Here is an 11,947-nt window from a genome sequence, read left to right on the forward strand (position 1 = left end):
GGCTCGTGGGCATGGCGCCGCCTGCGGTCCCGCGTGGATGCCGCGCGCGCCACCTGGGGCACCCGCATCGCCGGGGTGCTGCTGGCCGCCGTGGCGGGCTGGGCCCTGTGGATGGATACAGCGCGCCGGGCCATGGAACTCTGGTGCCGCTGAGCCGGCAAATTTTCCGCGCTTACCGAAACAGGTGCTGACGAAGTAGTGATAATGGTTGCGAATGAGGGGGGTTACGAGCCTTCCGTCATCGCGAATCCTGTGAATCCATCCCTTCTCATCGACGTTGCCCGGCTCCGCGTGGGCATGTACATCCAGCTCGACCTCGGGTGGATGAACCACCCGTTTCCGGTCAGCAGCTTCCGCATCGCCTCCGCCGAGCAGATCGGCACCCTCCGGTCCCTCGGCCTCCAGCAGGTGCGCTGGGTGCCGGCACGCAGCGATCCCGAGGTGCGCGAACTGCCCGAGGAAGCCGCCGCGGAGGAGGGCACGCACCCGCATGCAGCAGCGTCGCCCGACGCGGCCGATGCATCGGATGCCCCCGCGAAGGCCGAGCCTGCCAGCCTGCTGCAGGACCGGCTGGCAGCACAGCGGCGCTCGCTGGCCCGCTGCGACGAGCAGTTCGCGCGCGCCACCCGCACCTACGAGCGCCTGGCGCTGCACGCCGAGCAGGACCCGGCGGAAGCCCGCCGCGCCACCGAGGTGCTGGTCCAGGGCTGCGTCAGCCAGCTCTCCGACCACAGCGAAACGGCCATCCGGCTGCTGTCCGAACGCGTCGGCACGCGCGCGGCCCTGCATTCGGTGAACGTGGCCGTGCTCTCGCTGCTGCTCGGCAAGACGCTGGGCATGCGCGGCGACGACCTCGGCGACCTGGGCATCGCCGCGCTGCTGCACGACCTCGGCAAGATCACGCTGCCGCCGCACGTCGCGCAGCCCGGCGCTCCCCTGGGCCCCGCGGACCAGGCGCTCTACGAGGCGCATGTGGGCGAATCCGTGGTGCTGGCGCAGCGCATGGGCCTGGGCCGGGCGGTGGTCTCCGCGATCGCACAGCACCACGAGCGGGCCGACGGCGGCGGTTTCCCGCTGGGGCTCAAAGGTTCCGAGCTCGGCCGCTCGGGCCAGGTGCTCGCGCTCGTCAACCATTACGACCGCCTGTGCAATCCCCTGCACGGCGTGCAGCCGCTCACGCCCCACGAGGCGCTGTCGGTGCTGTTCGCGCAGCACAAGTCGCGCTTCGACGCGAAGGTGCTGCAGTCCTTCATCCGGCTCATGGGGGTGTACCCCGCGGGCTCGATCGTCCAGCTCACCAACGAGCGCTATGCCATCGTCGTCGCGGTGGATTCGGGGCGGCCGCTGCGCCCGCGGGTGATCGTCCACGACCCCGCCGTGCCGCGCGACGATGCCCTGGTGCTGGACCTGGAGCAGGCGCGCGACCTCGGCATCCGGCGCAGCCTGCGGCCCGCGCAGCTGCCGCGCGACGCGCTCGACTACCTCTCGCCGCGCAAGCGCATCTGCTACTTCTTCGAGCGCGCCGTGGACGCCGCGGAAGCAGACATCGCGCGCGCCGCGGCGGACGGGGAGGCCGCGTGAACCGTTTCCCCGCCGACGCCGCATGGCGGTCCCTGTTCGAAGGACTGCCCGAAGCGATCTGGCTCGTGGACGCGCAATCGCTCGACGTCGTGCTCTGCAATCCGGCGGCCGTGGCGCTGGCCGGCCGGCCCGCGGAGGCGATGGAAGGCCAGCCCGTGTACGCCCTGGCGGCCACTCCCGAGGACGTCGCCTTCTGGATGCAGGACCTTCCCGCGCTGCGTGCCGGCATCCATTCGCATTCCAGCATGCTGCGCGGCGATGGACGGCTCGTGCCGGTGGATCGCCGCGTCGCGGCCATCGATGCCATCGGGCCCGATGGTGCAGGCACTCCGCTCCTCGTGCTCGGCATGGTGGACCGCAGCGAGCAGGCCGCCATCCAGGGCGAACTCGAGCGGCTGCTCTGCGAGCTGCGCGCCACGCTCGACTCGGCCGCGGACGGCATGCTGGTGTGCGACATGGCCGGCCGCGTCCGGGCCTTCAACCAGCGGCTGGCACTCCTGTGGAACCTGCCGGACGAGCTGCTGGTGGAGCGCGACGATGCCGCCCTCGAAACGCACATGGCGCGCCAGGTGGTCGATGCGGACGCCTACCGTGCGCGGCTGCTGGGCATCGCCCAATTCCCGGAAGAAGAGACCACCGACATCCTGCACCTGCGCAGCGGCACCGTCATTGAGCGGCGCTCCGTGCCGCAGATCAGCCACGGCCGGCCGATGGGCCGGGTGTACTCGTTCCGCGACCTGACGCTGCAGCACGCGGCGCAGAAGCGCATCGAGCAGCTGGCCTACAGCGACGTGCTGACGGGCCTGCCCAACCGCCTGCTGCTGTCGCGCTGCGTCGCCTCGGCGATCGAAGAGGCGGCCGTGTCGGGCGGGGGCTTCGCGATCCTGTTCATCGACCTGGACCGCTTCAAGATCATCAACGATTCGCTCGGGCATCTGTTCGGCGACCGGGTGCTGCAACTGGTGGCCCGGCGCCTGCAGGGCTGCCTGCGCCAGAGCGACATGCTGTGCCGGCTCGGCGGCGACGAGTTCGTCATCCACCTGCACGCCAGCGGGGCGGAGGTGGCCGAGAGCGTCGCGCGCCGCATCCTGGACGAGATGCGCCAGCCCTTCATGCTCGACGGCATGGGATTCTCCATCCAGTGCAGCATCGGCATCGCGCTGCATCCGCGCGACGGCGCCACGCTGGACGATCTCATCAAGCAGGCGGACACGGCGATGTACCGCGTCAAGGAGCGCGGCCGCGGCAGCTACGGCTTCTACCTGCCGCAGATGAATGCCGACCTGCTCTCGCGCATGCAGCTGGAGCATGCGATGCGCCAGGCGCTCGACCAGGGGCATTTCGCGGTGCACTACCAGCCGCAGGTCGAGATGGCGACGGGACGCATCGTCGGCGCCGAGGCCCTGCTGCGCTGGAACGATCCGGTGATGGGCACCGTCTCGCCCGGCGTGTTCATTCCGCTGGCCGAGGAGTCGGGCTACATCGTCACCCTCGGGGCCTGGGTGCTGGAGCAGGCGATCCGCGAGGCGGCCGAGTGGATGCGCGCCGGCACGCCGCTCATGGTGGCGGTGAATGTGTCGGCACTGGAGTTCCGCCAGCCGGGCTTCGTGGAGCGGCTCGTGTCGCTGCTGCGCAGCCACCGCCTGCCGGCCTCGCTGCTGGAGCTGGAGCTCACCGAGACCATCCTGCTGCAGGACGCGCGGGAGATGGAGCAGCGCCTCGCGGCGCTGGCGTCGCTCGGCGTGGGGCTGTCGATCGACGATTTCGGCACGGGCTATTCGAGCCTGGCCTACCTCAAGAAACTCGCGATCCACAAGCTGAAGATCGACCAGTCGTTCGTGCGCGGCCTGCCGGACGACGAGAGCGATCGCGCGATCATCGAGGCGATCGTGCACATCGGCCGGGCGCTGCGCATCCAGGTGGTGGCCGAGGGGGTCGAGACCCCGGAGCAGCGGCAGGCGCTGCAGGCCATGGAATGCCACTACTTCCAGGGCTTCCTGCTCGCGCCGGGGCTGCCGGCGGAGGCGTTCCGCGCGCTGGTCGCGCAGCCGCATCCGCCTGCCGTGCCGTAGCCCCGCGGGGCCGGAAATGAAAAAGCGCCGCGGGGTTCGGCCGCAGCGCTGGGGAAGAAGGTGCCTGCAGTAGCCACCGGACCCTCATCCTGAACCGGGGGTTCAGGGGGGCGAGGGCAGCCAGGCGTTGGGTTCATCTGACGCGAGATGATCACGCTCACCGGGCAATGTACCAAGCCCTTGCTCAGGGAGCATTGGTTCAAGGAAATATAAGGCCCGGCGGCACTGCAGACACCTCCATTGTAGGCACCTGGAGCGACCTTTGGAAGCGCAGGGATGCAGAAGGGGGCCGCTCAGGCGGGCCGGCCCTCCTGGCCGAGCGCCTGGTCGAGCCGCCGCAGCAGCGCCTCCAGGGCGTCGCCGCCCGCAGCGCCGATGGCGCCGTCGGACGGGTGGCCGGACGGGGGCGCTTCCGCCGCGGCTTCCGGGGCCGGGGGCGCCACCGCGGGTGCCGCGGCCTGCAGGGGGGCGTCCTGCAGGCTCTCCACGCTCCCCGCGGTTTCCGCGGTTTCCGGCGGGGAGACCTCGCTGCCGGGCTGCACCAGTGGATCGGCCGGCTGCGGCTGTGGCTGTGCGGCGCGCGCCTGGTGGTCGGCCAGTTCGAAGGCGAGATTCAGCGCCGCCAGCACGGCGATGCGCTCGCGTGCGCGCACCTTGCCGGCGTCGCGGATGCGGGTCATGGCCGCGTCCACGCGCTCGACGGCCTGCAGCAGCGTCTCCTGCTGCCCCTCGGGGCAGGCGAGCCGGTAGCCCTGCTGCATGATCTGCACTTCGATGTGGTTCATTCGGCGTCCTTCGGAGGATCGTTCGGGCCGGCGGGCGCGGCATCCGGCGCGGCGGGCAGCTTCTCGAGCAGCGCGTCCACGCGCGTGCGGGCGGTGTGCAGGCGCGAGCGGAGGGAGTCGCGTTCCTGCGTGAGCGAGACGACCTGGGCCGTGAGCAGGGCGTTGGCGCGCTGCAGTTCGGCATGGCGCGCGAGCAGCCGCTCCACGCGCTCCGTGATCTGGTCGAGGGGGGAAGGAGAAACCATCCGTCGATTGTAGGTGGCGATGCGTCCGCGCCACAGAGGCGAGGGCGTCCGAGCGCCGCTGGGCGGAGGGGCGAATGTGCATCGAAACGTGAACAGGCCCTAGAATCCGCAGGGTTGGTGCCTGCGGTGCTGGTTCACAGACCGCGGTTCAACGGGAAGCAGGGAGGTGCCGTCCGCCACGGGCGCGCCGAGCCTGCGCTGCCCCCGCAACGGTCCATGGAAGAAGTCGGCCGCCTTTCGGCTCGCCGGCCTTCTCGCCTCCTTCACGAAGCCACTGGGCGCCTTGAACAAGCGCCTGGGAAGGCGTCGGAGCGCGCCCCTCCATCAGCCCGGATACCGGCCAACACGGAGGCCGCACCCCGATGCTCACTGCCGGGGCGCGGCCGTGTCGCCCAATGCCGGCGGGGAGGCCGGCGCGGGCTCGCTTTCTGCCGATCGTTTCCATGCATTCTCCGACCCTCCGACTCCGCGGCGCCGCCGGCGCGCGCGCGACCCCGTCCCTGCGCGGCGCCCCCGCGGCGCTGGCCCTGCTGGCCGCAGCCCTGCTTCCCGCCCTGGCCGCCGCCCAGGCCGCGCCGCTGGGCGAAACCGTGGTCACCGCCAACCGCACGCCCCAGCCGCTCGCGGACCTCGTGGCCGACGTGTCCATCGTGGACCGCGAGACCATCGAGCGCAGCGGCGCCACCGGCCTGGCCGACGTGCTGGCCCGGGTGCCGGGCGTGGAAATCTCGCGCAACGGCGGGCCGGGCACCACCACCAGCCTGTACCTGCGCGGCGCCGAGCAGCGCTTCACCGCCGTCTACATCGACGGCGTGCGCATGGATTCGCAGACCACGGGCGGCGCGCCCTGGGAGGCGATCCCGCTCGGCCTCGTCGACCGCATCGAAGTGCTGCGCGGCCCCGCGGCCGCCGTCTACGGCTCGGACGCCGTCGGCGGGGTCATCCAGATCTTCACGCGCAAGGGCGAAGGCCCCGCGCAGCCCTACGTGGGCATCGGCGCCGGCAGCCACGGCACCTACAAGGCCGAGGCCGGCGTGGCCGGCTCGGCGGGCGAGGGCGGTGCCGTCGATTACGCGCTGGGCCTGGAGCGGGAGATCAGCGACGGCTTCAACGCCCGTCCGGTCGCCGGCCAGAACCCCGACAAGGACGGCCTGCGCCGCTCCGCCTTGAATGCGCGCGTGGGCCTGCAGATCGATCCGCGCCAGCGCATCGAGGGCACGCTGCTGGGCGCCGACAGCAACGCGGGCTACGACACCACGCCCCTGGGCAACGACGACCGCGCACTCCACCGCATGCATGCGCTGGGGCTGAACTGGCGCTCGCAATGGACCGAGCACTACACCACGCGCCTGTCGGTCACCGATTCTCGCGACCGCTACGAGACGCGTCCTTCGCCCTACGTCACCGACACGCGCCTGCGCGGCTACCTCTTCCAGAACGAATGGCGGCAGGGCGGGCACCTCGTCACCGCGGCGCTGGAGCGCCGCGAAGACCATCTGAGCAACGGCGAGATCGACGGCGACCGCTCGCAGGACGCGCTGGCGCTCGGCTACGGCTTCACCGCCGGCCCGCACGCGGTGCAGCTCAACGCCCGCCATGACTCCGACAGCGAGTTCGGCGGCCACAACACGGGCAGCGTCGCCTACGGCTACGCGATCACGCCGCAGTGGCGCGCCACGGCGTCGGCCGGCACCTCCTTCCGCGCACCCACGCTCTACCAGCGCTTCAGCCCCTACGGCGTCGCCTCGCTCCAACCCGAGGAGGGCCGCAACGTGGAACTGGGCCTGCGCTGGACGCAGGGCGCGAGCAGCGCCTCGGTGGTGGCCTACCGCAACCGCGTGAAGAACCTCATCGTGTTCGGCGCCGCCGGCCCCTGCCGGGACGAATACGGCTGCTACGCCAACGCGGGCCGCGCGCGCTACGAGGGCGTGACGCTCTCGGCACAGCACACCCTGGGCGCCGTGCAGCTGCGCGCATCCGTCGATCTGCAGAACCACCACGACGAAACCACCGGCCGCCAGCTGGCGCGCCGTGCCAAGCGGCATGCCACGCTGGGCGCCGACACGCGCATCGCCGGCTGGACGGTGGGCTCCGAAGTGCAGGCCGAGGGCCGGCGCTTCGACAACGCCGCCAACACCACCGTGCTGGGCGGCTACACGCTCGTGAACCTGTACGCCAGCACGCGCGTGGCGCAGGACACGACGCTGCTCGCGCGCGTGGACAACCTCGCCGACAAGACCTACCAGACCGCGCGCACCTACGCGCAGGCGGGCCGCACGTTCTACGTGGGCCTGAAGTGGGCTCCGCGTTGAGCAGGCCCGCGGACCCGGCCGGCACGATCCGCTGCCCGGCGATCGCCATCGCCGCGCCGTCCTCGGGGCAGGGCAAGACCACGGTCACGGCCGCGCTCGCGCGCCTGCACGCACGGCAGGGACGGCGCGTGCGCGTGTTCAAGTGCGGACCGGATTTCCTCGACCCCTGCTGGCTGGAGCGCGCGAGCGGCGCGCCCGTGCATGCCATCGATCTCTGGATGACCGGCGAGCAGGACGCGGCGGAGCGGCTGCATGCCGCCGCGCAGGAGGCCGACCTGGTGCTGATCGAGGGCGTGATGGGCCTCTTCGACGGCACGCCGAGCCTCGCCGATCTGGCGCAGCGCTTCGGCCTGCCGGTGCTGGCGGTGGTCGATGCCTCGGCCATGGCGGGCACCTTCGGGGCCCTGGCCTGGGGCCTGCGCCATTACCGGCCCGGCCTGCCCTGGGCGGGCGTGCTGGCCAACCGCGTGGGCAGCGCGCGCCACGCGGGCATGCTGCGCGACAGCCTGGCCGATCCGCAGGATTGGCTGGGTGCGCTCGCGCGCATCGCACCGCCGGACGGCGCCGATGCGCCCGTGCCCGCGCGGCAGCGGGCGGGGCTGCTGCCGGAGCGGCACCTGGGCCTGGTGGCCGCGCACGAGCTGGACGACGGACTCGCGCGCCTGGACCGGGCCGCCGACGCGCTCGCGCAGACGCCGCTCGGCCAGATGTCGCTCGACGACCTGCGCGAGCGCTTCGCGGTGCCGTTCGCCGCGCCCGCGCCGCGTGCGCCGGTGCCGCCGCTGCTGGCGGGCCGCACCGTGGCCGTGGCGGACGATGCCGCCTTCTGCTTCGTCTACCGCGCCAATCTCGACATGCTGCAGGCCCTCGGCGCGCGCGTGGTGCGGTTCTCGCCGCTCGGAGACGCCGCGCTGCCGCCGTGCGATGCCGTGTGGCTGCCGGGCGGGTACCCCGAGCTGCATGCGGACCGCCTCGCCGCCAACACCGGCATGCAGGCCAGCCTGCGGTCCCATGTGCAGGCCGGCCGGCCCGTATGGGCAGAATGCGGCGGCATGATGGCGCTCTTCGAATCGATCACACTGGCGGACGGCACGTGCAAGCCCCTCTGGGGCCTGCTGCCGGGCCGCGTCGCCATGCAGAAGCGCCTGGCCGCCCTGGGCCCGCAGCAGCTGGACCTGCAGGGCCATGTGCTGCGCGGCCATACCTTCCACTACTCGACCTGCGAGAGCAGCGCCCCCGTGCGCGCCCGCACCCGGCGCCCGCAGCCGGACGACCGCGGCGGCGTCATCGGCGAGGCGCTCTACCGCCACGGCAGCATCCTCGCGAGCTACTTCCATGCATGGTTCCCGTCGAGCCCGCATGCGGCGGCATCGCTGTTCGGCGCGGAGGGCGCGCTGCGCGTCGCGCCCGATCCGCAGGGGGCCACGGCATGAGCGACGGCACGGCGGCGGCGCTCTCCATCGCGCGCAGCGAGCTGATCCTGGGCGGCCAGAAAAGCGGCAAGTCCCGGCGCGCCGAAGCGCTGGCCCGTGCCTGGGTGGATGCCTCCCCCGCGCACCGCGCGGTGTTCGTCGCCACCGGCCAGGCCTGGGACGACGAGATGCGCGAGCGCATCGCGCGCCACCAGCGCGAGCGCGCGGTGCGCGTGCCCGGCATGCAGACGGTGGAGGCGCCGCGCGACGTGGCCGGTGCCCTGGCCCGGCACTCCGCGCCGCAGACGCTCGTGGTGGTCGATTGCCTCACGCTCTGGCTCACGCAGTGGCTGATGCCGCTGCCGGCGCCCGGCGAGGAGGCCGCGCAGGCCTGCGGTGCGCAACATGCCGAGGCCTTCGAACCCCAGTGCCGCGATTTCCTGCAGGCCGTGCGGCAGACGGCCGGGCCGGTCGTGATCGTGGGCAACGAGATCGGGCTGGGCGTCATTCCGCTGGGCCGCGAGGTGCGCGCCTTCGTGGATGCGCTGGGCGTGCTCAACCAGCGCACGGCCGAGGCCTGCGAGCGCGTCACGCTGGTGGCGGCGGGGCTGCCGCTCACGCTCAAGAAGGAAGCATGGCCATGGCGATCGTGAACGGCAATTCGGGTGCGGCCCGGGTCCTTTCGATGCTGCGCCAGGTCTGCTCCCGGCTGCTGCGGGCCCCCCTGTCCCGTACCGCCGGTTGCCTGGCAGCCGCTGCCGCGGCACTGCCTGCCGCCGTGTTCATGGCGCCGGGGGCAGCAACGGCACAGGCCGTGGCTCCGCCCGCGGCATCGTCCGCTTCCGCGGCATCCGCTGCACCGGCCGGGCCGATCACGATCGTCGATGCCCGTGGCCGCCGGCTCACGTTCGCGCGGCCGCCGCAGCGCATCGTGAGCCTGCTGCCTTCGCTCACCGAATCGGTGTGCGCGCTGCAGCAGTGCGCGCGGCTGGTGGGCGTGGACCGTTATTCCAACTGGCCCGACGCGGTGCGCCGCCTGCCGCAGATGGGCGGCGGCATCGATCCGAACATCGAGGCCGTCGTGGCGCAGCGGCCCGACGTGGTGCTGCTGGCCACCAGCTCGCGCGCGAGCGACCGGCTGGAGGCGCTGGGCATTCCCGTGGTGGCGCTGGAGCCCAAGACGCATGCCGGCGTGCGCGACGTGCTGCGCACGCTGGGCACGCTGCTGGCCGTGCCGCCGGAGCAGGGCGCCGAACGCGTCTGGCGCGAGATCGATGCCGGCGTGCAGGCGGCCGCCCAGTCGCTGCCGCCGAAGGCGCGCGGCGTGCGCGTGTACTTCGAGGTGAGCCGCGGGCCCTATGCGGCGGGCACGGTGTCCTTCATCGGCGAGACGCTCGCGCGCCTGGGGGCCCGCAACGTGGTGCCGCCCGAGCTGGGGCCGTTCCCGCGGCTCAACCCCGAATTCGTCGTGCGCGCCCAGCCCGACGTGCTCATGGTGGGCAACAGCAGCATGCAGGCCCTGGTGCCGTACCCCGGCTGGGAGAGCCTGCGCGCGGTGCGCGCCCAGCGCGTGTGCGTGTTCTCGCCGGCCGACGCCGACGTGGCCGTGCGGCCCGGCCCGCGCATGGCGGATGCGGCGCGCATCATGGCGCGCTGCCTCGCGGACAAGGCGCCATGAGCGGCGGCGCGGCAACGGCGTTCGCGGATTCCGGCGGTGCCCGCCGTGCGGCCTGGCTCGCGGCCGGACTGGTCGCCGCCAGCGCGCTGCTGCTCGCCCTGGGCTCCGGGGTCGGCAGCACGGGGATCGGCTTCGCTTGGGGGCCGGATGCCGATCCCGTCGCGCGCCAGATCCTCTGGGACATCCGCCTGCCGCGCACCATCGGCGCTTGGCTGGCGGGCGCGCTGCTCGGGCTGGCGGGCGCCGTGGCGCAGGGACTGTTCCGCAATCCGCTGGCGGACCCCTATCTGCTGGGCAGCGCCTCGGGCGCGGCCCTGGGCGGGGCGCTGGCGATGGCGTTCTTCGGCATGTCGCCCACCGCCGCGCAGTGGTTCGCGCGGCTGGGCGTGACGGGCATGGCCTTCATCGGCGCGGTGGCGGCGGTGCTGCTCACGCTCGGGCTCGCGCGCGGCGTGCAGCACACGCTGCGGCTGCTGCTGGCCGGCGTGATCGTGGGCGTGGTGCTGGGCGCGGCGCGCGATCTCGTGGAGCTCGCCTCGCCGGACATCCTGCAGGCCATGCAGGCCTTCACGCTGGGCAGCACCAGCTTCGTCGGCTGGATCGCCTGCGGCCTCATGGCCGCCGCCTGGGCCGTGAGCGCGGGCGCGTCCTGGGTGCTGGCGCGCGCGCTCGACGGGCTGGTGCTCGGCGAAGCCACCGCCGCCAGCCTCGGCCTGCCGCTCGTACCCATGCGCGCGGGGCTGGTGGCGGCGATGGGGCTCGCCACCGGCACGGCCGTCGCGCAGACCGGCCTGATCGCCTTCGTGGGCCTCGCCGCGCCGCACCTCGTGCGCTCGCTGGCGCCCTGCACGCACCAGCGCCACGTGGTGCTGTCGAGCCTGGCGGGCGCCGTGCTGCTGCTCGCGGCCGACATCCTCGCGCGCTGGATCATGGCGCCGCAGGAGCTGCCCGTGGGCGTGCTCACCGCCGTGCTCGGCGGCAGCTACCTGCTGTGGCTCATGCACCGGCGCACCCGGCTCGGGGGCGGGGCATGAGCGGCATCGCGCTCGCCACCACCGGCATGGCGGCATCGCTCGGCGGCGCGCCGATCCTGCACGGCGTCGATCTGCGCCTGCCCGCCGGCCGCTGGACCAGCATCGTCGGCCCGAACGGCGCGGGGAAATCCACGCTGCTAAAGGCCTTCGCGGGCCTCCTGCCGCGCGGCGCGGTGCGCGGCGGCATCGCCCTGTTCGGCCGGCCGCTGGAAGACTGGGGCAGCCGCGAGCGTGCCCGGCAGCTCGCCTGGCTCGGGCAGAACGAGACCGGTGCCGACGAACTGCCCGCCTACGACATCGCCATGCTCGGCCGCATGCCGCACCAGCCCTGGCTCGCGCCGCCCGGTCCCGCCGACCATGCCGCGGTGCGCGCCGCGCTGGAGGCCACGCAGGCCTGGGAATGGCGCCACCGGCCGCTGGCCCAGCTCTCGGGTGGCGAGCGTCAGCGCGTGCTGCTGGCCCGCGCGCTCGCCGTGCAGGCCCGCGTGCTGCTGATGGACGAGCCGCTGGCCCACCTCGATCCGCCCCACCAGACCGACTGGCTGCGCACGGTGCGCGGGCTGGTGCGCGAAGGAGTCACCGTGGTGAGCGTGCTGCACGAGGTCTCTTTCGCCCTGCAGGCCGATGCGCTGGTGGTGCTGGAGGCCGGCCGTGTGCTGCACCATGGCGATGCCGCCGATCCCGCCACGCACGCGGCGGTGGAATCGGTGTTCGGCCACCGCATCCGGGTGCGCGAGGTCGACGGCCTGCGCGTGGCCCTGCCGTGCGTGGAGGCGACGCCGCCGCCCGGGTGATCCGGCGTCGCGCCGCCTTCCTTCCCGAACCCAT

At 73.2% G+C, this 11,947-nt stretch carries 10 protein-coding genes and 1 riboswitch; of the genes, 8 read left to right on the forward strand and 2 right to left on the reverse strand.

Translation table 11 applies throughout. The annotated features are described in order from the left end of the window. Nucleotides 1-204 precede the first annotated feature (204 nt). On the forward strand, nt 205-1,581 hold the full coding sequence (locus Q9R47_RS09535; protein WP_311232974.1) for an HD domain-containing phosphohydrolase: 1,377 nt from the start codon (nt 205-207) through the stop codon (nt 1,579-1,581). Beyond that, nucleotides 1,578-3,653 carry an EAL domain-containing protein gene (locus Q9R47_RS09540; protein WP_311232975.1) on the forward strand — a complete coding sequence of 692 codons (2,076 nt, stop codon included), beginning with the start codon at nt 1,578-1,580 and terminating at the stop codon, nt 3,651-3,653. The genes Q9R47_RS09535 and Q9R47_RS09540 overlap by 4 nt, the downstream gene beginning before the upstream one ends. A 293-nt stretch (nt 3,654-3,946) precedes the next feature. On the opposite strand, the gene Q9R47_RS09545 is transcribed toward Q9R47_RS09540, so the two are convergent. Both Q9R47_RS09545 and Q9R47_RS09550 read right to left on the reverse strand, forming a co-directional pair. Further along, nucleotides 3,947-4,438: a cell division protein ZapA gene (locus tag Q9R47_RS09545; RefSeq protein ID WP_311232976.1), complete on the reverse strand. Its 492-nt coding sequence runs from the start codon at nt 4,436-4,438 to the stop codon at nt 3,947-3,949. After that, the gene (locus tag Q9R47_RS09550) at nt 4,435-4,683 is read right to left on the reverse strand and encodes a DUF904 domain-containing protein (protein WP_311232977.1); all 249 of its coding nucleotides are present in this window, start codon (nt 4,681-4,683) and stop codon (nt 4,435-4,437) included. Before Q9R47_RS09550 ends, Q9R47_RS09545 begins: the two co-directional genes overlap by 4 nt. 98 nt (nt 4,684-4,781) lie before the next feature. Further along, a riboswitch (cobalamin riboswitch) is annotated at nt 4,782-5,043 on the forward strand. A gap of 83 nt (nt 5,044-5,126) precedes the next feature. Here Q9R47_RS09550 and Q9R47_RS09555 point away from each other — a divergent pair. From Q9R47_RS09555 to Q9R47_RS09580, 6 genes are all read left to right on the forward strand, one after another. Further along, nucleotides 5,127-6,995 (forward strand): TonB-dependent receptor domain-containing protein, encoded by a 1,869-nt coding sequence (locus Q9R47_RS09555; RefSeq protein ID WP_311232978.1) that lies wholly within the window; start codon nt 5,127-5,129, stop codon nt 6,993-6,995. Continuing rightward, complete coding sequence (locus Q9R47_RS09560; protein WP_311232979.1) at nt 6,992-8,428, forward strand: cobyrinate a,c-diamide synthase; 1,437 nt, start codon at nt 6,992-6,994, stop codon at nt 8,426-8,428. Before Q9R47_RS09555 ends, Q9R47_RS09560 begins: the two co-directional genes overlap by 4 nt. Further along, entirely contained in the window at nt 8,425-9,060 is a 636-nt protein-coding gene (locus Q9R47_RS09565) for a bifunctional adenosylcobinamide kinase/adenosylcobinamide-phosphate guanylyltransferase (protein WP_311232980.1), read from the forward strand. The genes Q9R47_RS09560 and Q9R47_RS09565 overlap by 4 nt, the downstream gene beginning before the upstream one ends. 131 nt (nt 9,061-9,191) lie before the next feature. Continuing rightward, complete coding sequence (locus Q9R47_RS09570; RefSeq protein WP_311233216.1) at nt 9,192-10,085, forward strand: helical backbone metal receptor; 894 nt, start codon at nt 9,192-9,194, stop codon at nt 10,083-10,085. Further along, on the forward strand, nt 10,082-11,119 hold the full coding sequence (locus tag Q9R47_RS09575; RefSeq protein ID WP_311232981.1) for an iron ABC transporter permease: 1,038 nt from the start codon (nt 10,082-10,084) through the stop codon (nt 11,117-11,119). The genes Q9R47_RS09570 and Q9R47_RS09575 overlap by 4 nt, the downstream gene beginning before the upstream one ends. Beyond that, nucleotides 11,116-11,913: an ABC transporter ATP-binding protein gene (locus Q9R47_RS09580; RefSeq protein WP_311232982.1), complete on the forward strand. Its 798-nt coding sequence runs from the start codon at nt 11,116-11,118 to the stop codon at nt 11,911-11,913. Before Q9R47_RS09575 ends, Q9R47_RS09580 begins: the two co-directional genes overlap by 4 nt. The last annotated feature ends 34 nt before the right edge of the window (nt 11,914-11,947 follow it).

This window comes from Acidovorax sp. PRC11 (assembly GCF_031844105.1).
Lineage (GTDB): Bacteria > Pseudomonadota > Gammaproteobacteria > Burkholderiales > Burkholderiaceae_C > Paracidovorax.

Excerpts from the sequence above, each read along its gene's own strand:
- Q9R47_RS09535 (WP_311232974.1), top strand. The coding sequence starts at position 205 with ATGGTTGCGAATGAGGGGGGTTACGAGCCTTCCGTCATCGCGAATCCT.
- Q9R47_RS09545 (WP_311232976.1), bottom strand. The coding sequence starts at position 4,438 with ATGAACCACATCGAAGTGCAGATCATGCAGCAGGGCTACCGGCTCGCC.
- Q9R47_RS09550 (WP_311232977.1), bottom strand. The coding sequence starts at position 4,683 with ATGGTTTCTCCTTCCCCCCTCGACCAGATCACGGAGCGCGTGGAGCGG.
- Q9R47_RS09555 (WP_311232978.1), top strand. The coding sequence starts at position 5,127 with ATGCATTCTCCGACCCTCCGACTCCGCGGCGCCGCCGGCGCGCGCGCG.
- Q9R47_RS09565 (WP_311232980.1), top strand. The coding sequence starts at position 8,425 with ATGAGCGACGGCACGGCGGCGGCGCTCTCCATCGCGCGCAGCGAGCTG.
- Q9R47_RS09570 (WP_311233216.1), top strand. The coding sequence starts at position 9,192 with ATGGCGCCGGGGGCAGCAACGGCACAGGCCGTGGCTCCGCCCGCGGCA.
- Q9R47_RS09575 (WP_311232981.1), top strand. The coding sequence starts at position 10,082 with ATGAGCGGCGGCGCGGCAACGGCGTTCGCGGATTCCGGCGGTGCCCGC.
- Q9R47_RS09580 (WP_311232982.1), top strand. The coding sequence starts at position 11,116 with ATGAGCGGCATCGCGCTCGCCACCACCGGCATGGCGGCATCGCTCGGC.